This window comes from Oleiphilus sp. HI0079 (assembly GCF_001635105.1).
In genome coordinates this window covers 1-21,963 of record NZ_LWFT01000101.1, presented here as the reverse complement: position 1 = coordinate 21,963, position 21,963 = coordinate 1, and the positions used below count along the sequence as shown (strand labels likewise).

Annotated in this window: 16 protein-coding genes; 2 read left to right on the top strand and 14 right to left on the bottom strand. The window is 47.3% G+C overall.

All coding sequences use genetic code 11. The annotated features are described in order from the left end of the window. Position 1: 1 nt before the first annotated feature. The 12 genes from A3750_RS01520 to A3750_RS01465 form a co-directional block, all read right to left on the bottom strand. Entirely contained in the window at positions 2–1,336 is a 1,335-nt protein-coding gene (locus A3750_RS01520) for a hypothetical protein (RefSeq protein ID WP_068489808.1), read from the bottom strand. 106 nt (positions 1,337–1,442) lie between these two features. Next, the gene (gene hemE, locus A3750_RS01515; RefSeq protein WP_068455584.1) at positions 1,443–2,507 is read right to left on the bottom strand and encodes a uroporphyrinogen decarboxylase; all 1,065 of its coding nucleotides are present in this window, start codon (positions 2,505–2,507) and stop codon (positions 1,443–1,445) included. A gap of 71 nt (positions 2,508–2,578) precedes the next feature. Then, the gene (locus tag A3750_RS01510) at positions 2,579–3,997 is read right to left on the bottom strand and encodes an FAD-dependent oxidoreductase (RefSeq protein ID WP_068455587.1); all 1,419 of its coding nucleotides are present in this window, start codon (positions 3,995–3,997) and stop codon (positions 2,579–2,581) included. Positions 3,998–4,034: 37 nt separating this feature from the next. Further along, positions 4,035–8,483: a glutamate synthase large subunit gene (gene gltB, locus A3750_RS01505; protein WP_068466018.1), complete on the bottom strand. Its 4,449-nt coding sequence runs from the start codon at positions 8,481–8,483 to the stop codon at positions 4,035–4,037. Between the two features lie 181 nt (positions 8,484–8,664). Then, positions 8,665–10,260, bottom strand: a complete 1,596-nt coding sequence (locus A3750_RS01500) for an AAA family ATPase (protein WP_068520447.1) — start codon at positions 10,258–10,260, stop codon at positions 8,665–8,667. A gap of 88 nt (positions 10,261–10,348) precedes the next feature. Then, positions 10,349–11,431 (bottom strand): 3-dehydroquinate synthase, encoded by a 1,083-nt coding sequence (gene aroB, locus A3750_RS01495; RefSeq protein ID WP_156492251.1) that lies wholly within the window; start codon positions 11,429–11,431, stop codon positions 10,349–10,351. 3 nt (positions 11,432–11,434) lie between these two features. After that, on the bottom strand, positions 11,435–11,989 hold the full coding sequence (gene aroK / locus A3750_RS01490; protein ID WP_068452663.1) for a shikimate kinase AroK: 555 nt from the start codon (positions 11,987–11,989) through the stop codon (positions 11,435–11,437). 110 nt (positions 11,990–12,099) lie between these two features. Then, positions 12,100–14,112, bottom strand: coding sequence for a type IV pilus secretin PilQ (locus A3750_RS01485; protein ID WP_231871669.1), 2,013 nt, complete (start codon positions 14,110–14,112; stop codon positions 12,100–12,102). A gap of 122 nt (positions 14,113–14,234) precedes the next feature. After that, positions 14,235–14,777, bottom strand: a complete 543-nt coding sequence (locus A3750_RS01480; protein ID WP_068452657.1) for a pilus assembly protein PilP — start codon at positions 14,775–14,777, stop codon at positions 14,235–14,237. Next, positions 14,774–15,418 carry a type 4a pilus biogenesis protein PilO gene (locus A3750_RS01475; RefSeq protein ID WP_068452654.1) on the bottom strand — a complete coding sequence of 215 codons (645 nt, stop codon included), beginning with the start codon at positions 15,416–15,418 and terminating at the stop codon, positions 14,774–14,776. The genes A3750_RS01480 and A3750_RS01475 overlap by 4 nt, the downstream gene beginning before the upstream one ends. Positions 15,419–15,420: 2 nt before the next feature. Then, complete coding sequence (locus tag A3750_RS01470; RefSeq protein ID WP_068452650.1) at positions 15,421–15,981, bottom strand: PilN domain-containing protein; 561 nt, start codon at positions 15,979–15,981, stop codon at positions 15,421–15,423. Further along, entirely contained in the window at positions 15,981–17,045 is a 1,065-nt protein-coding gene (locus tag A3750_RS01465; protein ID WP_068452647.1) for a pilus assembly protein PilM, read from the bottom strand. Before A3750_RS01465 ends, A3750_RS01470 begins: the two co-directional genes overlap by 1 nt. 181 nt (positions 17,046–17,226) lie before the next feature. On the opposite strand from A3750_RS01465, the gene A3750_RS01460 reads away from it, so the two are divergent. After that, a complete protein-coding gene (locus A3750_RS01460) occupies positions 17,227–19,818 on the top strand; it encodes a penicillin-binding protein 1A (RefSeq protein WP_068466016.1) in 2,592 nt (863 codons plus the stop codon). Positions 19,819–19,946: 128 nt separating this feature from the next. Here A3750_RS01460 and A3750_RS01455 read toward each other — a convergent pair whose 3' ends face one another. Further along, positions 19,947–21,212: a malic enzyme-like NAD(P)-binding protein gene (locus A3750_RS01455; protein ID WP_068454522.1), complete on the bottom strand. Its 1,266-nt coding sequence runs from the start codon at positions 21,210–21,212 to the stop codon at positions 19,947–19,949. Positions 21,213–21,251: 39 nt separating this feature from the next. Here A3750_RS01455 and A3750_RS27090 point away from each other — a divergent pair, with 39 nt between their 5' ends. Further along, positions 21,252–21,377, top strand: a complete 126-nt coding sequence (locus A3750_RS27090; protein ID WP_255374856.1) for a hypothetical protein — start codon at positions 21,252–21,254, stop codon at positions 21,375–21,377. 47 nt (positions 21,378–21,424) lie between these two features. Here A3750_RS27090 and rpmE read toward each other — a convergent pair whose 3' ends face one another. Then, on the bottom strand, positions 21,425–21,637 hold the full coding sequence (rpmE, locus tag A3750_RS01450; RefSeq protein WP_068454520.1) for a 50S ribosomal protein L31: 213 nt from the start codon (positions 21,635–21,637) through the stop codon (positions 21,425–21,427). Between the last annotated feature and the right edge of the window lie 326 nt (positions 21,638–21,963).

The window sequence follows — 21,963 nt, the reverse complement described above, 5'->3', positions numbered from 1 at the left end:
GTTATGGAAGTAAATTTCCGAAGTCCGGGTTCGAACCAGAATCTGGCTGTTCAACAGGAATTACTGGAGGACGAACGAACTCTCGATTCAAAAACTGCACCCACGATAAATCGAAGTTCTCTGCTGTTTTATCACCGCGGCCATCTCCTGTCTGATCACCATCCGCTTCAATAGCGAAAGTGATGGAAGACGCATTGTTTACATTCATAGCCGCATTCTCATCGTTAATTCCATCAAGAGACAGAATACCACTAGAGGGGTGCAACTCAGCTAGCGCACCCCGCATAGCGACACCATTACTTACTCGAACCTCTCCGATGGCACCGTTCAAATTATTAACGAGCTCTGCATCAAAATACGCACCGTAAGTGGCCTGTGATTGTTCGTCATATTCCATCCGCCATTCGAAATCATTCAAAGTGTAAGACTCACTCAAATTTCCCAAAACGAGAGAGCTAGCGATCGCCTCAGAGGTGATCCGCAATATTTTGTTCTCTGCACGGTTCTGGGTGTGCGTTAGCGTAACGCTTCCATTGAGGATTCGCGTAGAGTCGCTTGCAGCCAATGTTAAACTAGCGAGATCAAGATCTATTTGACGCTCATAATAGGTACAGTCTACCTTTTCCTCTAAACCCTCAGAGACTTTATAAATTGAAGCACCATCTGCATCAAGGACAGAGCCGCTCACTGTAGATGAACTATTCAACACGACGGCTTCTTCGCTCAAGCTGAGCTCGTAAACCGCATGTTCGACCACTTCGGTTCTATCCGTTGGATTAGCGTTTAGATAGCGCACAAATAAGCGCGGCCCCTGCTTGTCGAATAATATCATCTCAGCCTGATCCGCAATCACTCTTGCGCTTCCATCAAAGTCATCGCGAACCACACGAGATGCACAATGATCAATATCGACTACATTAGAAAATTCGGTGTTATAACCCTCAATCTCTAGATAACGGCCGGTAATAAGACCATTTAACTGAATACCATTCGATCTAACACACTCATCAAACTCAATGCTAAAAGCATCTTGTACGCGATACTCGTCACCAACCGAATTTGGGTAATTCGCGGTATAGCTTCCACCGCCTGAGCATGTTACTGGACTCGAAGACGCTACCAGACCTGAAGCATCAAGAAACTGATCAACACGAGCGTAATAGAACGGAGAGTAGGCAGCCTGATAAGCACTCCATAGCAGTTCTTCAGAGTTATCATTGGTGACATCTAAATTTCGGCGATTATCACTTAAATCTTGATCATCGACGTTAAATTCGCCGCAGGCTGAGACCAGATAAGCAAGCAAAAGTACACAGACTCGTATTGAGCGACTCATTGAAGGTCCTGTTTATTTTGAGATACGCTGAAATTGTATGGCATGAAGAGGAAGGGATAAACGCTGCGCCACCGCAATTGTGACGCAGCTTACGCTGAACATAAGATTAAACGTGGTATTGAGCGCTTATTTCGTGAACAGCATCGACAAAGACTTTTGGCGCCTCAGGGTCTACAAACTGATGGATGCCATGCCCAAGGTTGAAGACATGACCAGCACCTTGTCCGAAATCGCCCAAAATGCGCGCGACTTCCGCTCGAATCTGCTCAGGCTTCGCATACAAAACACTGGGGTCCATATTACCTTGCAAGGCAACTTTATCGCCAACAAGACTGCGTGCGCGACCAATATTCATGGTCCAATCCAGGCCCAATGCATTCGCACCACAGTCAGCGATTTGCTCCAACCAAAGCCCACCGCCCTTGGTAAACACAATCGATGGCACCCGCAAGCCACGCGCTTCAGTCTTCAAACCTGCGACGATTTTCTTCATATAAGCAAGGGAAAAGTCGATGTAAGCCTGATCGCTAAGGTTTCCACCCCAAGTATCGAAAATCTGAACAGCTTGTGCGCCCGCATCTATCTGAGCATTCAAGTAGCCGATCACCGAGTCGGCCAATATATCCAGTAAAGCATGCAAAGTTTCAGGCTCACGATACATCATCGCTTTAATGTGCCTAAAATCCTTTGAGCTGCCACCTTCAACCATGTAGGTTGCCAAGGTCCAAGGCGAGCCTGAAAAACCGATCAAAGGTACTCGACCAGAAAGTGCGGAGTGGATTTCACTGACCGCATCGGTCACGTAGCTTAAGTCAGCGGCCGTATCCACGACAGATAAATCAGCGACGTCTTTCTCACTGCGAATAACCTTCTTGAATCGCGGCCCTTCTCCAGTCTCAAAGTAAAGACCAAGCCCCATCGCATCTGGGATGGTCAAAATATCAGAGAACAGAATAGCCGCGTCCAAGTCGTAACGCTCAAGAGGCTGAATGGTCACCTCGCAAGCTAACTCCTTGTTTTTACACAAACTTAAAAAATCGCCAGCCTGTGCTCTCGTCGCTTTGTATTCAGGAAGATAACGACCAGCCTGACGCATCATCCAAACTGGTGTGGCATCGACAGGCTCACGAAGCAAGGCTTTCAGAAAGCGATCATTCTTGAGTTGACTCATAGTGTTCTCTTTTCCATACAAAGTAAAAAGGCACGACGATCGCCGTGCCTTTCAAGCTAAAACAAGACGTATTAAACGTCCAAATAATCCAAAATACCTTCAGCAGCTTTGCGGCCTTCAGCAATAGCAGTCACCACTAGATCCGAACCACGCACCATATCACCACCAGCAAAGATCTTCGGGTTAGCTGTCTGAAAAGGAAAGTCGCCCATTTCCGGAGCTTCTACGCCACCCCAGCTATTAACGCCGACCTTAACATCTCCCAACCACTCTGGAGGACTTGGCCGGAAACCAAAAGCAATCAATACCGCATCTGCAGCCAAGATCTCTTCACTGTCCGGAACAACTTCAGGGCGACGACGGCCATTCTCATCAGGGTCGCCCAGTTTCGTCTGAACAACCTTGACGCCTTCAACCTTATCCTCACCAACAATTGCTACCGGCTGACGGTTGAACAAAAACTGCACACCTTCTTCTTTGGCGTTCTGAACTTCCTTGCGCGAACCGGGCATATTTGCCTCATCACGACGATAAGCACAGGTTACCGAATCTGCTTGCTGGCGAATCGAGGTACGATTACAGTCCATCGCAGTGTCTCCGCCTCCCAGAACGACAACCCGCTTATCCTTCATATTGATGAAATCTTCTTCAGATTTTTCAAAACCAAGACGGCGGTTAACGTTCGAAACCAGAAAAGGCAAGGCATCGTATACGCCTGGCAAGTCTTCACCGGGAAAACCGCCTTTCATGTAAGTATAAGTACCCATCCCCATAAACACTGCATCGTATTCCGAAAGCAGTTCAGCGATAGTGACATCTTTACCAATCTCCACGTTCAAGCGGAATTCAACACCCATCTCACTAAACACTTCCCGGCGCAGTGACATCACGTTCTTTTCGAGTTTAAACTCGGGAATCCCAAACGTCAGCAGACCACCAATCTCGGGGTTACGATCAAAAACAACCGGTTTAACGCCATTACGAACCAAAATATCTGCGCAACCCAAACCAGCAGGCCCAGCCCCAATCACAGCAACACGCTTATCTGTCCATACAACCTTGGACATATCCGGACGCCAGCCCATCGCGAACGCTGTATCGGTTATGTACTTTTCCGCCGAACCAATCGTGACCGCCCCAAAACCATCATTAAGTGTGCAAGCCCCTTCACAGAGCCGATCTTGAGGACAAACACGCCCACAAACCTCTGGTAAAGAGTTTGTCTGATGACTTAGCTCAGCCGCCTCGATGATATTTCCTTCCGACACAAGTTTGAGCCAATTCGGTATGAAGTTGTGCACCGGGCACTTCCATTCACAGTACGGGTTTCCGCACTCGAGGCAACGATGAGACTGCTCTGCAGCCTCCTCAGTTTTAAATGTTTCGTAGATCTCGCCAAAGCCCTCGGTTCTATCCGCCATTGGGACTTTCTTCGGATCGCAACGCCCTACTTCAATAAATTGAAAGTTATTATCTAAGCGCTTAGCCATGTCTTACCTCATTAAGAATAACCATTAGACCTCACCCTTACTCTGGCCGCGTTCTGACGGCACTAAGTAGAGTCGTCAAGCTTGCAGCCTTCGGCTTAACTAGCCAAAAATGCGGTGTAAAGTCATCAAAGTTATCTAGAATTTCTTGACCCCATGCACTGTTTGTAGCAGCGACATGTTCCTGAATGACGCCGCGCAAATGATTGCGATAAGGCTCCATCGTTTCGGAAGAAATGCGTTGAATCTCAACCAACTCGTGGTTGTACTTGTCTACAAAGCTATTGTTTTGATCTAACACATAAGCGAATCCGCCTGTCATGCCAGCTCCAAAGTTATAGCCTGTATCACCAAGAACCGTAATCAACCCGCCGGTCATGTATTCACAACAATGATCACCGGCTCCTTCTACGACAGCACTCGCTCCAGAGTTACGCACCCCAAAACGCTCACCTGCCGTTCCCGCCGCAAACAGCTCTCCACCAGTTGCGCCGTACAAACAGGTGTTACCAACAATAGAAGTCTCTTGTGTTTTGAAAACACTTCCTGCCGGTGGCTGCACAACAAGGCGACCGCCGGTCATCCCTTTACCAACATAGTCGTTTGCATCCCCTTCGAGATACATATTCAAGCCACCCGCATTCCAAACACCAAAACTCTGCCCAGCAGTGCCCTTCAAGCTCAAAGTGATCGGGCTGTCAGCCATCCCTTGATTACCATGTCGCAGTGCAATTTCACCAGACAACCGTGCGCCAATCGAACGATCACAGTTAGTCACATCAAACTCGAACTCACCGCCTGATTTCGATTCAATAGCCGGCAATAAAGCTTCGATCATACGTTCTGCAAGCAATCCTTTATCGAACGGTACATTTCGCTCAACTTCACAGGTATGCGGCTTATCCTCTGCCACATCACCATCGGATAAAATCGGTGACAGATCCAATTTCTGCTGCTTCGCAGTCGCACCTGGAAGGACTTCGAGCAATTCAGTTCGGCCGACCAACTCCTCCAAACTTCGAACGCCAAGCTTAGCCATCCACTCACGCGTTTCTTCTGCCACAAAGCGGAAGAAATTCATCGCCATTTCAACCGTGCCTTTAAAGTGTTCCTCACGCAGTTTTTCATTCTGAGTTGCAACACCCGTCGCACAATTGTTGAGGTGACAAATACGCAAGTACTTACAACCCAACGCAACCATTGGCGTCGTGCCAAAACCAAAACTTTCTGCACCTAAAATAGCTGCCTTCACAACATCCAATCCAGTTTTCAAACCGCCATCGGTTTGCAAGCGGACATTCCCTCGCAGGTCATTCCCTCTTAGGGTCTGATGCGCCTCGCTCAAGCCAAGCTCCCAAGGAGAGCCAGCATAACGAATCGATGTTAATGGACTTGCTGCCGTACCACCGTCGTAGCCAGAGATGGTAATCAAATCAGCATATGCTTTCGCAACACCCGCAGCGATCGTACCGACACCAGGCTCCGATACTAGCTTGACGGAAACCAAAGCCTTCGGATTTACCTGCTTCAGGTCAAAGATCAGCTGCGCTAAGTCTTCAATCGAGTAGATATCGTGATGCGGTGGAGGCGAGATAAGCGTTACGCCTGGCACTGAGTAACGAAGCTCAGCAATCAGATCGTTCACCTTTCCTCCAGGCAGCTGCCCGCCCTCTCCAGGTTTTGCACCCTGCGCCACCTTAATCTGGATAACATCAGCACTGCTTAAATAATGCGGTGTAACACCAAAACGGCCTGATGCGACCTGCTTGATCTTGGAGCGCTTAATAGTCCCATATCGGGCGACATCCTCACCACCCTCACCAGAGTTAGAGCGACCTCCCAACGTATTCATTGCAACAGCTAGAGCCTCATGCGCTTCCGGCGACAGAGCGCCCAAAGACATCGCGGCAGAGTCAAAACGCGGAAAGATATTCTCTACTGGTTCGACTTCGCTCAAAGGAATTTCTTTGGCATTGGCGCTAACCACAAATAGATCCCGCAAAGTTGCAGCGGGGCGCTTGTTTACAAGCTCTGCATATTCTTTGTAGATGCCGTAATCGCCACTCTCAACTGCACGCTGAACCGTATTGACTACATCAGGATTGAAGGCATGGTACTCTTGACCATGCACGTATTTAAGAAGACCACCTGGCTGAATCGACTTGCGCGCCTTCCAAGCTTCCTTCGCAAGCAGTTCCTGCTCGGCTTGGAGATCCTCAAAGTCCGCTCCCTTAATTCGGCTAGCGACCCCTTTGAAACAAAGATCAACAACATCATCCGCTAGACCAACAGACTCAAACAACTGCGCGCCACGATACGATGCAATTGTGGAAATGCCCATCTTCGAAAGAATTTTGAGAAGCCCTTTACCAATCCCCTTGCGATAGTTGTTCTTCGCTTCAATCGGGTCCATTAACATCTCACCACTCTCGATGAGGTCGTTAATGATTTGATAAGACAAATACGGATAGACCGCCGTCGCACCAAAACCAAACAACACTGCAAAATGATGCGGATCGCGAGCAAAGCCTGTTTTGACAATGATATTGGCATCGCAACGCAGTCCTTGTTCCACCAAATGATGGTGTACAGCACCGGTCGCCATAAACGCATTCACCGGCAACTTGCCTTGTTCAATATCTCTGTCTGACAGAACGATAATCACATTTCCGTCACGCACCGCTTGCTCCGCCTGCTTGCAGACACTCTCAATTGCTGCCTTAAGGCCTTGTGATGCATCAAACTGAAGCGGAATAGTAGCTGACGAAAATCCAAGCGCGTTGTTCAAAATGGCGGCGAATTTCGCTGGACTCAACACAGGCGTAGTCAAAATAATACGCTTAGCGTGCTCAGGTGACTCCTCGAATACATTTCTTTCTGCGCCCACACAGGTTTCCAACGACATGACAATCGCTTCACGAAGCGGGTCGATCGGTGGATTTGTTACCTGAGCAAATTTTTGCCTAAAGTAATCGGCGACAGAGCGTACCCGATGAGAAAGAACCGCCATCGGGGTATCATCACCCATCGAGCCCACAGCCTCTTGGCCAGCCTCTCCTAACGGTCGAAGTACTTGATCTCGCTCTTCATAGCTAACCTGAAACATCTTCATTTGCGTTTTAAGCTCGTCTTCGCCCATCGCCTTGAAGGCCGAAGAGGATTTACCCAAACGCGTTTCCATACGTTGCGCATTCTCACGCAACCATTTCTTATACGGATGCGCCGTCTTCAAGCGCTTATCGATATCATCCGTATGCAAAACCTCACCGGTTTGCGTATCAATTGCTAGAATCTGCCCTGGACCAATACGCCCCTTAGCAACCACATCTTCTGGCTTGTAAGAATATGTACCGATTTCAGAAGCCACAGTAATAAAGCCATCTTTCGTGACAACCCAGCGGCTTGGTCGCAGGCCATTGCGGTCTAGCAAACATACGGCATAACGGCCATCAGTCGTTACCAATCCCGCAGGACCATCCCATGGTTCCATATGCATACTATTAAATTCATAGAACGCCCTTAGGTCAGCATCCATCGTGTCTACGTTTTGCCATGCAGGAGGAATCATCATGCGAATAGCACGGAACAAGTCCATACCTCCGGCAATCAGCAGCTCGAGCATGTTATCCATACTGGATGAATCTGAACCTGTTCGATTGACCAGCGGCGCTATCGAATCCAGCTCTGGCAAACTAGGCGTTTCAAACTTGCTAGTGCGCGCAAGTGCCCAGTTACGGTTTCCTTCAATCGTATTGATCTCACCGTTATGGGCAAGAAAGCGAAAAGGCTGCGCTAGCGGCCATTTCGGCATTGTGTTCGTACTGAATCGTTGGTGAAAAACACATATTGCCGTCTCTAGGTCCTTATTGCCCAAATCTAAATAGAAGTTCGGCAGATCGACCGGCATCATCAGACCCTTGTAAGAGATCACTTGGTCCGACAGGCTACAGACATAAAAGTCTTCATCGTGCGCGAGCGCTTTTTCGATCTTTTTGCGCGCAACAAACAGCTTAAGTCCAAACGCCTGATCATCAACACTCTCGTCGGCTTCGACAAAAACCTGTTCTATTTGAGGAAGACAGTCAAGCGCCATACGCCCAAGGCAGTCGTTATTAGTCGGCACAACACGCCAAGCTTTAACGCTTAAACCTTCTGCGACACACTTAGCTTCAAAAGCCTCACGCGCCTCTGTTGCCCGATCAGCGTCGTTTGGCAAGAAAATCATGCCGACGCCATACTGTTGACCGAGTGTAATTGCGCTTTCTTCCTGCGCCACCTTGCGCAAAAACGAATCGGGCTTCTGAAGTAGCAATCCGCAGCCGTCTCCAGTCTTACCATCAGCAGCAATACCACCGCGGTGAGTCATGCACGTCAGCGACTCAATTGCTGTTTCTAATAACGCATGACTTGGCACACCTTCGGTGTGCGCTATGAGCCCAAAACCACAGTTATCTCGAAATTCTTCTGGGCGAAACAAACCTGCTGCCATAGCATTCTCTCTAAAAACATCTAGTAAATTCATACACTTAGCAATTTTTCTCGCTATTTATGTACGACTACAAAAATTGGGGTCGGACATTTTACACACAGCCCCCATCAAGGACAAATTTAATCAGCAGAGATTTTGGAATTTGGTGAGGTTTTTGCCAATCGAATCAATCGAAAGCCGGTCATTTCAAGCCATCAATACTGCGTATCCAAGGCTTTTCCCTTGCGACCCGATAGGGGAGAGCAGCGCCAGCACGGCGCGCCGAGGTAATGTCTGGAAAGACGCCATACAATACAACAAACCAGGGTTTACCCTTGTATGACGACTCGACATAGTAAAGGTCTTGCAAGCCAACTTGCTCGACAAAACGCGTAGCTGTTGACTCATTATAAGAGCCTAGAACCTGAAATGTATGTGCGTCTGTCGCTTGAGACTCAACCCAGAATGCGTCACGAAATGCAGGATGCCTTCTCCCTTCTTTAGTAATCGCAACTTTTTTAACTGCCTCTTTAGAGGCATCAGACCCGACAAGATTTGTGCTAATCGTTTTTACAGAATCTTGTTTAATTGGCTCTGGTTCTGGTTCTGGTTCTGGTTCTGGTTCTGGTTCTGGTTCTGGTTCTGGTTCTGGTTCTGGTTCTGAAGATACTAAACCCCGCTCTACAGAATCAAACTCATTTCCGTCCGAGTCGCCAGCAGCTAACTCCACTGGAGCGAGCGACGAATCGCTTTCTACATCAATTAAAGCCTTCTCACCATCTTCCATAGTTAATTCTTCAGACTCCTCGAACTTGCTACTCTGCTCTAGCGCTTTATCGAGCATCGCAATCCGCTCCTGCTGAGCCAATCGTTGAGCAAGCTTGTCATCTCCCTCCGATTCGACGTCGATCAGACCAGAAAACAAATTGTGCTGCTGAGCCACAAAAAGGAAAGACGCGACCAATATGACAACAATGGTAGCGAGCGCCGCAACCGGAACTCTAGCCGGAAGCTTCGTTTCCGGCTCAACTGCTCGCTCGTTATCATCTCCAAAGATGGCAGACCCCATATAAGTCTCAATGTTCTTAAGCAAGCCCCCACTTCTGACATAAAGAGCATCAAGCCGTGCATCTGTTAGAGACAGGTCTCTTTCATAACCGACACTCTTTAAACCAAGCTGAATGTACTCCCTGAGATCACCTCTCTTCAGCTTATTTAAGGACAAAACATGCAGCTCTTCAGAACGATAATCACCTACGAGCTCACCCATACTCTTGCTCGAACCAATCAGCAACACTACTGGCGAATCGGGTTGCGGCAACTCAAGAGTCGAGAGCACGCTTTTAATCAAGCCGGGCTCTGCACGATGAGCATCATCAATAATAAGCAAAGTTCTTTTCGATTTTTGGGAATAGAGACTTTCATAACTCGCTTTACAGCGCCCGAGTAGAGACTGCATATCTTCCGATGGAGCGGCAAAAACTGAGCTTTTGTTGGCGATATCTTGAACTAACGAAACAGGGGTCGACTCATCCTCAACCTCGGTGTAGATCACCTGTAGCTCAGATCTGAGTTCTGCAGCTACTTTTCGAAGAAGAGTTGACTTCCCTGCACCAAGCTCAGCCTCTAAAAACAACAGAAAATCACCAAAACAAGCGAGATGACGAATTGTTTCAAGCTGATGCTGGCGCTGAGCACCAGCATAAAAATAATCCGAATCAGCAGATAGGCCTTCTATTGCTTCACCATCGCGATCAAGCAAACGACGAGCAATCGAAAGAAAATGTTCCTGACTCATTAGCTACCTGCCCCAAGTAAGTTAGCGATTCCAGCAAGGCCTTTATCTTTTTATTTTTTCAGATACAACATCGAAAGCTAGCTCTACATCACTGCGGTAAAACCTGCATAAGAGCATGCATAGGAAAGTCACTCGTCACTTTAGCAAACCCGAGACGCTCCAACAAAACAAGGCGCAGTGCTCCGTCTATCACCTTTTTATCAACCGACATCAACTCAAGATAGTCGGAAGAAGACATTTCCACAGGACCTACTTTAGGTAAACCAGCAGAGGCCAGCATAGCGAGCACTCGCTCGACATCCGCCTTATTGAGATCGCCCAACTCTTGCGACATTTCTGCAGCCATCGCCATTCCAGCCGCAACAGCCTCGCCATGAAGCCAGTTGCCGTATCCAGCAAAAGTTTCAATTGCATGCCCAAACGTATGACCAAGATTCAAGATTGCCCTAACACCGCCTTCTTTCTCGTCTTCCTCTACAACCCTCGCCTTACAAGCACACGACGTCAATATCGCGTAGCGGAGACTTGATTCCTCCAACCTCCGGAGAGCACTCATATTGCCTTCAAGCCACTCAAAAAACGGGAGGTCACGAATCAAGCCATACTTAATTACTTCAGCCAGCCCTGCAGACACTTCTCGTTCAGGCAACGAGTTCAATGTCGATGTATCAATCACAACAGCCTTTGGCTGATAAAACGCACCAATCATATTCTTTCCCAAAGGGTGATTGATCGCTGTCTTACCTCCTACAGATGAATCAACTTGGGACAACAAAGTTGTAGGAACCTGGATAAAATCAACGCCACGCTGGTAGCTTGCGGCAGCGAAACCCGTCATATCGCCAATTACTCCGCCACCAAGCGCAATCAAGGTCGTACTTCTAGAATGTTTTCGCTCAAGCAATGCATCAAAGATTAGATTCAGATTTTCCCAAGTTTTGAATTGTTCGCCATCAGGAAGAATGACACTATCAACGTCAAAAGCGGACAAGGCCTTACGAAGAGAAGCTTCATAGAGGGGCGCGACTGTGGTATTTGAAACAATCATGACTCGCTTGCTTCGAATATGTTTCTCAAAATACTCTGAGCAAGAGACTAAATTGGAGCCAACATAGATCGGATAGCTCCGCTCTCCCAAATCTACATTCAAAATATCAACATTTTGGGACACTTCTTATTTTTCCTCTGCTGAAATACTGTCACTTTGCTCAAGCGCGTTAACAATACTTTTCACTATAAATCGCAATGACTTTTTATTTGTGTCGACAACAAAATCTGCAACCTCTCGATAGATAGGATCACGCACTTTCATAAGCTCCGTAAGCACCGTCATAGGGTCGCTGTCGCCCTGCAGCAACGGGCGATTTTTATCCTTATGCGTGCGAGTAAACTGCTGATCGACAGAGGTATTTAAATAAACAATATAGCCATTTCTCGTAAGATGATCTCGATTCTCCTGACGAATTAGAGCACCGCCTCCCGTTGCTAGAACCACGTCAGACTCTGTCGATAGATCACGAATCACGGCAACCTCTCGGTTTCGAAACCCCTCTTCACCCTCAACATCGAAAATCCACGGAATATCAGCACCAGATCGACGCTCAATCTCCTTGTCCGAGTCAACAAACTCATAAGAGAGCTCCGCTGCCAGCAATTTGCCTATAGTCGTTTTACCCGCCCCCATTGGACCGACCAACACAACCAAAGGCTTCTTCGTCCTATACGCCATTAAATAAGCCACTTAAAAAGTGAGAGTTTAACACCCTTTCAACCAACTGAACGAGCCGAACAGGCAAAAAAAAGCCGAGCTCTTAGGCCCGGCTTTTGACACTACTTTCCCTACTGATCTATCAAGCCATCTTTAATCAGTTTAGGCGTGATGAATATCAACAGCTCAGAACGCTGATCTATATTTTCAGTCTTCTTAAACAGATTACCAATGTATGGAATGTCGCCCAAGAAAGGCGTCTTGGTGACCGTTGTCGCCTGCTCAGACTGGAATATACCGCCAAGAACAATCGTTTCTCCATTACCAACGAGAACCTGCGTAATCACTTCGTTAGTATCAATACTTGGGATACCAGCTGTAACCTCACCACGATCATCCTGATTTACCTTCAGATCCATAATAACGTTATCATCTGGCGTAATTTGCGGCGTTACTTCCAGAGACAGCACAGCCTCTTTGAACGATACCGAAGTCGCACCAGAAGACGAAGCTTCTTGATAAGGGATCTCTTCGCCTGATTTGATAGTCGCTGTCTGACGATCCGCTGTAACGATTTTTGGCTGCGCTACAATCTCACCTTTACCGTCAGCCTCAAAAGCCGAGAGCTCTAAATCAAGTAACATATTATCTGTGGTGAAACCAATACCAAATGACGAAGCATTAGCTCGAGTCACGCCTAAGTCTACTGCCAGTGCACCAGGATATGTGACCGTACCACTATTAAAATACTCTACATTACCCTCGGTCGAGCCACTAAACCCCCAGTTGTGTCCGCCACCATTCGTATCAGTAGCGCCTGAACCACCCCACTGGATACCCATTTCTTCAGTAATGTTAGATCGAGCACGAACAATACGCGCTTCGATCAATACCTGGCGAACCGGAATATCCCAAGTATCAACCAAGGTACGGATCTGCTGCAACTTGTCCGATGTTTCTCGAACGCTAATCGTATTCGTTCTCTCATCTGAAGAGATATACCCGCGCCCAGAAATCAACTCTTGATCCTGCTGCAGCATGGCAACAATATCGGCAGCCTTCGCGTAGTTAACCTGAATGATTTCCAAACGGACTGGCGCCAACTCAGCAACCTGCTTGTTTGTTTCGATCTCAAGTTTTTCTCTCGCAGCAATCTCTTCTGCCGGAGCAACCAACATCACATTGCCTGTTGTGCGCTTATCAAGACCTTTCGTTTTTAGTACCAACTCTAGCGCCTGATCCCAAGGAACATTTTGCAAACGCAGGGTAATGCTGCCGCCTACGGTGTCACTTGCTACCAAATTCAATCCTGTAAAATCTGCGATCAACTGCAATACAGCACGAACCTCAATATTCTGGAAGTTAAGAGACAGCTTTTCGCCCGTGTAAGGAAACTTCTCTTTCAAGCGCTCTTCGGCTTCCTGTTCGGTCACCTTTTCAACACTGACAACAAACTGATTGTCCGCCTGATAGGCTAGGTAGTCATAATTACCTTCCGGCTTAATCACGATTTTTGCTTTGCCGTCTTCAACATACGACTCAATGCGGTGAACAGGTGTCGCAAAATCAACAACATCTAAACGTTGGCGCAAAGCCTCTGGAAGCTCTGCCCCCGAAATAACAAGCTGAATATTTCCACCAACCTCAGACATATCAATGTCTACAGAAGGATTGTTCAAACCAATAATGACTTGCCCATCACCCTTTTCTCCACGGCGAAAATCAATACTGGTAATATCGCTTGCAGCGGAAGAAGCGGTCACTTGCTCTGAAGATTCTTGGGAGGCGGAAGGTGCTGGCGCTGCTGCACCAACTCGCATGATCAGATCGTTGCCAGAAACCTCACTGGTGTATGGCGCCATTGTGGCTAAATCGATGACAAATCGCGTAGCCATCTGACCATCGCTATTCTCAGCCTCGATCACGGTCATTCGCCGGGCATTGCCCAAACCAAGTTCATGATAGCGCTTCCCAATACCATTCGTTGCGCCATCTACGGTCACAGAGATATCTGCTGTTTGACCGATACTAAACACTTTGGGTTTGGCAGGCGGCGAGTCAAAACTCAACACAATCTCTACTGTATCCCCAGGCATTGAGGCAAACTTCACGCCCTGTAATACCGCCGCATTGGCCACGGACATAAACATTGCCATGAACATCGATAAAGCTAATTTCGGCTGACCCAACATTTTTATTGCCCCAAAAACTCTAAGTAACTTAATTTCTGAATTCATTTTTTTCACTAGTCGCACGCTCCTCATCACTAAATTTCCTCTAGCGTCACAGAGCGTGGTCGCTCAATCCAACCACCAACACCGTTTGGTACAATTTCAATCAGACTTATGCTGCCTGTTTGAATTCCAACCACTCGGCCGTGATTCTTGCCCATAAACTGGCCTTCTTTCACACGATGCACACCGCCCTCGTTATCAGAGATTAGCGCCCATAGAGTGTCAGAGTCTTGCTTTTGCAAAGTTCCGACCATTCGAAGCTGCGTTAGCTGAAAGTACTCAAGCACTTCTTTCGGCCTATCTAGGTCTGGCTTGATGTTACTTTGATCTTCAGCAATCTGAATATTCGTATCCACTTTCTCAACTGGTGGGGTGAACGGAGATCGACTTCCTGCTTCTGAATACTCAAACGACTCGTACACAACCATCTCTGGCAGAGGCTCTATTCGCCCACCAGGCTTACTGTCTGCTTTCTTCATAAAGGCGTCGAGATCAGCATAACCCCCACTGCCTCCGCACGCCGTCAGCAATGCTGTACTCGCGATTAAGATAGAAGAAACTAAAACTCTACTCATTTTTTCTTCCTCTTATTTTTCTTCGCCCCGCCTTGCTCAGGATTATAGCGATACGTTTTCGCAGAGATCGTCATGACCAAATCACCAGCACTTTTGCCTGCGGGGTTTATATCGAAGTCGTGCAACGTAACGATTCGCGGCAAAGCGGCCACTCCACTAACGAATGCTGCCATATCGTGGTATGTACCTTGTACGGAAATATCAATTGGCAACTCAACGTAGAACTCACGAGAAACTTCCGGCTTCAAACCGATACTGTTGATAGCAAGCCCCGTCCCGAGTCCCGTATTCGTAATATCCTCAAGCAAACCCGGCACTTCAGTATCCGCTGGCAGCTGCTTGAGCAACTCACCAAAAGACTCTTCCATTTCGGCCATTTGTTGACGATAAGCTTCCAAATTTGCAACTTTAAAAGCCTTCGCTTCGTATTGCTGCTTTAAAGTTGCCTCTTCTTTTTCAATTCTATCTAGGGATGCATATTGATCCTTGATCATGAACCAATAACCACCACCAAGAATCAGTGCAAAAACCAACAACAACACGATGCCTTTGATCGGCGCAGGCCATGAGCCTGCATTATTAAAGTCAAGATCATTAACATCGAAGTTTTTTAAACTTTCCATTTGCTCTGCAAAACTCACAACTATTCTCCTTCTACTTCATCGGAGGCCGGCGTGACTTGCATAACAGCCATATCAAATGCACTCTTATCACCGCCTTTAGCTGCTTTCACATCTTTTAGATTTGGACTTGCAAACCAATCTGAGCCCTCAAGATTTCTCATCAAGCCTGAAATCCGATTATTTGAATCAGCTATTCCTTGAATAGAAACATTGTTTACCTTGCGAACGAGGCTTGTGTAGTAAAGATCTTCTGGCAAAGTCTTCACAAGCTCGTCAAAGACTCGAACGATCACTGGACGCGTACCCTGAAGATCCTGAATAACCTTCATTCGAGCCAGCAACTGCTCACGTCTTTCTTTAAGCTCCGCTATTTCCTTGGTCTTTTTATCAAGAACCGCCATTGAGGTTTTGATGTAAGCATTACGTGCTTTTTGCTCGGTAATCATTGCATCGACTTGGGTATTCCATAAAAAGAACAACCCTCCTGCAGCAATCGCTACAGCGACGAGCATCCCAATAAACTCTTTTTGACGCTTAGCGCGTTCTTCCTCGCGCCAAGGCCTTAGGTTAATACTTGGCATTAAACAAAACTCCTCATGGCTAAACCGCATGCAATCATCAGAGATGGTGCATCATTGCTCAGCGCGGATGCATTCACTCGAGAGTTAAGAGTCATGTCGGAGAAAGGGTTCGCAACGATCGTTTTGATGCCAACCTTCTCTTGGACCATATCAGACAACTCAGGAACTGATGCCACACCACCAGCAAGTACAACGTAGTCAACCTCGTTGTACTGACTAGAACCAAAGAAAAATTGTAGGGAACGAGCAACTTGCTGCACGACCGCCTCTTTAAACGGATCGAGCACTTCTCTCTCGTAATCGTCCGGAAGCCCGCCCTGTTTTTTAGCAAGACCTGCCTCCTCGAAGGAAAGACCATAACGACGCTGAATTTCTTCAGTGAGCTGTCGCCCGCCAAACAACTGTTCACGCGTGTAGACGGTGGTGTTATCCGCTAACACACTCAGCGTTGTCATTGTTGAACCAATGTCAACAATAGCGACAGTGCGCTCTTCGGCCGACTCATCCATTTGGCGAGCAATCAAATCAAAAGCGCGCTCTACAGCATGCGCCTCGATATCTACAATTTTGCTCGTAAGCCCGCCTATCTCCAGAGCATCTTCACGAAGTTCAACATTCTCTTTCCGGCACGCGGCTAACAGAACATCAACCTGATCAGCACTATCCTCAGATGGCCCGAGCACCTCAAAGTCGATTGCAACCTCATCCAGCGGATAAGGCACATACTGATCAGCCTCAACAGAGATTTGATCTTCGAGCTCCTGATCATTCAACCCGGCATTCATTTGAATGGTCTTGGTGATTACCGCCGAACCTGCAACAGCGACCGCTCCAAGGCGAACACTGCTACGCGATTTTGCGAGTACTTTTTTGACTGTTTCACCCACTGCTTCCACGTCGTTGATTGATTTCTCAACCACCGAGTTTGCAGGCAGAGGTTCAACCGCATAACTCTCCACACGAAGCTTGTCGCCATTCTTTGATAGCTCAAGCAACTTCACTGAGGAAGAGCTGATGTCGACACCGAGAACAGTGTCGTTCTTTTTTCCGAATAATCCAAACACAGAGAACCAACCTTCTAAATCGACTTGAGTTTCTCAAACCCGCGAATAAGCAACTAAGTTAGAGAACACACAGTACAATTCTTTACTAAAAGCACTCAAAATAGACGTATAATATTTACCGTCCGAATTTAAAGCTATTTCTAAGATAATAGACCTATATTCATAAACTGCTAGGAAAAACATGGCTCGTTTTGTGAGACTCTCCACCTTTTTTGTGTGGCTTGGCGCTGCAGCTGTTTGCGGCGCTGGCATATTGTTAAGCGCATTCTATTTATACCTTGCACCGCAACTCCCTGATGCGGCGCAATTGAGAACAACGCAATTACAGACCCCTATGCGTATATTCTCAAGTGACAACAAAAAACTCGCGGAGTTTGGTGAGAAGCGAAGAAGCCCTGTGGGAATCGAAGAAATACCCACCACTTTAACCTCCGCTTTTATCGCCGCAGAAGACAATCGCTTTTACGAGCACGGCGGTATCGATGTCATCGGCCTTGCTCGCGCTGCGGCTCAGTTAATCCAAGCTGGACGTATCAAAACAGGCGGCAGCACAATAACAATGCAAGTGGCCAAGAATTTCTTTCTGACCAGAGAACGGACATTCATACGAAAATTCAATGAGATTTTCCTCGCCATACAAATCGAAAGCGTGCTTTCCAAGCCGGAGATTCTTGAGCTATACCTTAACAAGATCTATTTGGGCAACCGCGCTTACGGTGTAAAAGCAGCAGCACAAGTGTATTACGGAAAAAACCTAGACGAGCTGACGCTTGCGCAAAGTGCAATGATCGCAGGGCTTCCGAAAGCACCATCAAGATACAATCCGATTATTAACCCGGAGCGCGCAAAAATTCGTCGCGACTGGATACTCAACCGCATGCTCGATCTGAATATGATTTCTATCGCCGAGCACAAAGCCGCTCGACAAGAGACAACCACGGCAGGCTACCACAACCCGCAGCCAGATCTATCAGCCCCTTACATAGCAGAGATGGCTCGTCAAAAAGCAGTCGAGCTATATGGTTCTGACGCCTATACCACCGGTTTGCGCGTTTTCGTGACCGCAAACAGCGAGTTACAGGCTCAGGCGCAGAAATCCGTCATCAATGGTTTAGAAGCTTATGATGCTCGCCATGGCTATCGAGGGCCGTTAGACAACATTGAACTTGATGGCTCAGAGAGCGATGCGGAGAAAAAACAAATCCTCCGTAGCTACCTAGCAAAAACACGCTTCACTCCAGCATTAGTTGAGGAAAGCACTTCAGACCAACTGTCAATCTTCTCTCTTGATGGCAAGCGGGGCCACATCTCACTAGAACAAGCAACGCGCGCTGCCCCCTTTATCAACATCAACAAAGTGGGCGAGCCTCCAAGCAATTTTGAAGGACTCTTCAGATCAGGCGACATCATCGAGGCGCGCCTTATCGATAACATGAATAAAGACCACACTCAGACCGAAGAAGGCGAAGTACTGCTGCATACGGAAGAGGCGACGCCGCCACAAGAGGATGAGCACCAAGCCTCGAGAGAGGCCATTCGAGACTATTCATTGTTCAGCTTCGAACTGCAACAAAGCCCCGAAGCACAAGCCGCATTGATATCTATTCGTCCAAAAGACGGAGCCATTCTCGCCCTCAGTGGAGGCTACAACTTCCAAATGAGCAAGTACAATCGCGCAACTCAGGCAAAGAGGCAGCCCGGCTCAAACTTTAAAGCATTCATTTATCTTGCAGCTCTTGAGCAAGGAAAAACTGCAGCCAGCCTAATAAATGACGCACCACTCGTGTTCGAGGACAAAAACCTAGAAACCTCTTGGCGACCAGAAAACTCGAGCGGCAAATTTTATGGACCAACAAGACTCCGGGAAGCGTTCTATCGCTCACGAAACCTAGTCTCAATTCGCCTTCTTAAAAGTCTAGGCATTAACAATACCCTCGAACGTATCAAGAAGTTCGGTTTTAACGAGAAAGACCTACCGAAGGATCTTTCTCTTGCTCTGGGAAGCGCCGGCATTACGCCCATGCAGATTGCAGCAGGGTACGCAATGATCGCTAATGGCGGCCATTATATCGAGCCGTATCTCGTAAGCCGTATAGAAAATGCTCAAGGCGAAATCCTTTTTGAAGCTGATCCTTATGTCGTTTGTGATCAGGCGTGCGAGAATGAAAATGCAGCTCGAACAGAAACATTAACAATCACGACTGCTGAAGCAGAGATTTCAGGTCGCAACCCAGAAGCTCCTACTATTAAGGTCGCCCCGAGAATCGCAGATGAACGCGCAGTTTTCATTCTTCATTCGATGATGAAGGACGTGATTCGCAAAGGCACAGGGCGAAGAGCTGCCTCAATGAAGCGCAGCGATCTTGGAGGCAAAACAGGAACGACAAATGATCAAAAAGACGCCTGGTTTTCTGGTTTCAATACCAATATTGCGACCAGCACTTGGGTCGGTTTCGATGAGCCCCGAACGCTTGGTAGAAGCGAATATGGATCCCGCGCTGCTCTGCCTATCTGGATGGAGTATATGAACGTAGCGTTAAAAGACACACCATTGGCCAACCTCAAGCAACCGAACGGCATTGTCAGCGTAAAGATAAATACCAAAACAGGAAAGCGCTCCGCAGTGGCAGAGCAAACCATGTTTGAATTCTTCAGGGAGGAGAATATTCCTGAACAGGAAATGACTAGCATGCCTCTACTAATCGACAATGAAACCGAAGCATCAGAGCGACAGCCTGATGAACGCTTTGAACGACCAGAGGACATTTTTTAAAGCGAGCTGATTCAAGCCCTTACCAATTTAATCGCGATCAGCACTGTCAGATAGTTACATTCTTCGACAAGTATTCAGACACAAAAAAACCGCTTCAATGAAGCGGTTTTTTTTATTCAAAACATTAATTACTTAATGTCTTCGACTGTTTTGAGCGGGTAATGCTCAGGATAGCCAAAACGCGCAACGCCTGAGTCAACTGCTGCTTTGGCAACTGCTGCAGAGACCGCGCCCAACAAGCGGACATCCAATGGCTTAGGAATAATATAATCTTTGCCATATTCAAGAGGCTCACCACCGTAAGCATCAACGACTTCCTGTGGTACAGGCTCTTTTGCAAGATCTTTAATTGCATGAACCGCCGCTACCTTCATCTCTTCATTAATCGCGGTTGCACGAACGTCAAGAGCACCACGGAAGATGAACGGGAAGCCAAGAACGTTATTCACTTGGTTCGGGTAGTCTGAACGACCAGTCGCCATGATCAAGTCTGAGCGCGCAGCAATTGCTGTTTCTGGCTTGATCTCAGGATCAGGGTTAGAGCATGCAAAGATGACCGGATTTGGAGCCATGCGGTTCAAATCTTCTACAGAAAGAAGGTTAGGACCAGATAGACCAACAAAAACATCCGCACCGTCACAGGCATCTGCAAGCGTACGCTTGTCAGTGTCATTAGCGAACATCGCCTTGTACTGGTTCAAATCATCACGACCAGTATGAATAACACCCTTACGGTCAAGCATGAAGATATTCTCTTGCTTCATGCCACAGCTAATTAGAAGCTTCATACAAGCAATAGCGGCTGCGCCGGCACCTAGACAAACAACTGTTGCATCTTCAATTTTCTTACCCGCTAGCTCAAGCGCGTTGATCATGCCCGCAGCGGTAACAATTGCAGTACCATGCTGATCATCGTGGAAAATTGGAATTTCGCACTGCTCTTGAAGGATACGCTCGATTTCAAAACACTCAGGTGCTTTGATATCTTCGAGATTAATACCACCAAACGTATTTGCGATTCGCTTTGTTGTATCTATGAACGCCTGAGGGCTTTCAGAATCAACCTCGATGTCAAACACATCAATACCAGCAAAACGCTTAAACAGTACACCCTTACCTTCCATTACTGGCTTACTTGCCAATGGACCAAGGTTACCAAGACCAAGAATCGCGGAGCCGTCAGAAATTACAGCGACAAGGTTGCCCTTTGCCGTGTACTTGTACGCGTCTTCCGGATTTTCAGCAATTGCACGCACTGGCTCTGCTACACCAGGGCTGTATGCTAGAGAAAGGTCACGTGAAGTTAGAGTTGGTTTAGTGATTTCAACACTGATTTTCCCCGCACGAGGTTGAGCGTGATAGTCGAGTGCTGCTTGTTTTAAATCGTCTGCCATTACAGTGTACCGTTTTAAAATTTTAGGCCGAAGCCTTTAATGGATACTTACTCTCGACTTCATACCGAGCATATCGCTCCTGCATGTCATCAAGAGTTACTCCGTGAAACCGAGTTCTACGTTGCGAACTCTGATTCAGACCTAACAGGTGTAAACCCTGTCTAAGTGCAAAAAAAGAGCGCGTAGCGCTCTTTTTAAATTTTGGAATCGGACTAGCTTGCGATTCTGCTTCCGAAACGCTTCTTGAACTTGTCGATGCGACCGCCAGTGTCCATCACTTTCTGCTTACCAGTGTAGAATGGGTGGCACGCCGAGCACACGTCCAAAAGAAGATCTTTGCACAGTGTTGAACGTGTCTTGATCACGTTACCGCAACTGCATTTTGCTTCGATTTCCTGATACTCAGGATGAATATCGTTTTTCATGATAATGACCTCTATAAAGTTTTGCCGCCACTCACTGTAAACCTGTCGAGCAATGAGCACCGCAAGGAAGGCTTCGAGCCTAGCACCACAAAAAGGCGCACAGGCCGAATTTGAGGCGGAGCATCTTACCAAAACCTATATAGAGTGCAAGCCTGAATTGGTTATATTTTGACTAGCCTTACCTAAAATCAGCCCACTGTTCGTTTTTCACATGACCCGCTTACCTGCTCAGCGTAAACTACCAGATTATGAACTCCCCAAACGATTCCAAGCTTTACGCGCATATCGCTTTACCGGTTCCTCTCATCGGAGGCTTTGATTACATC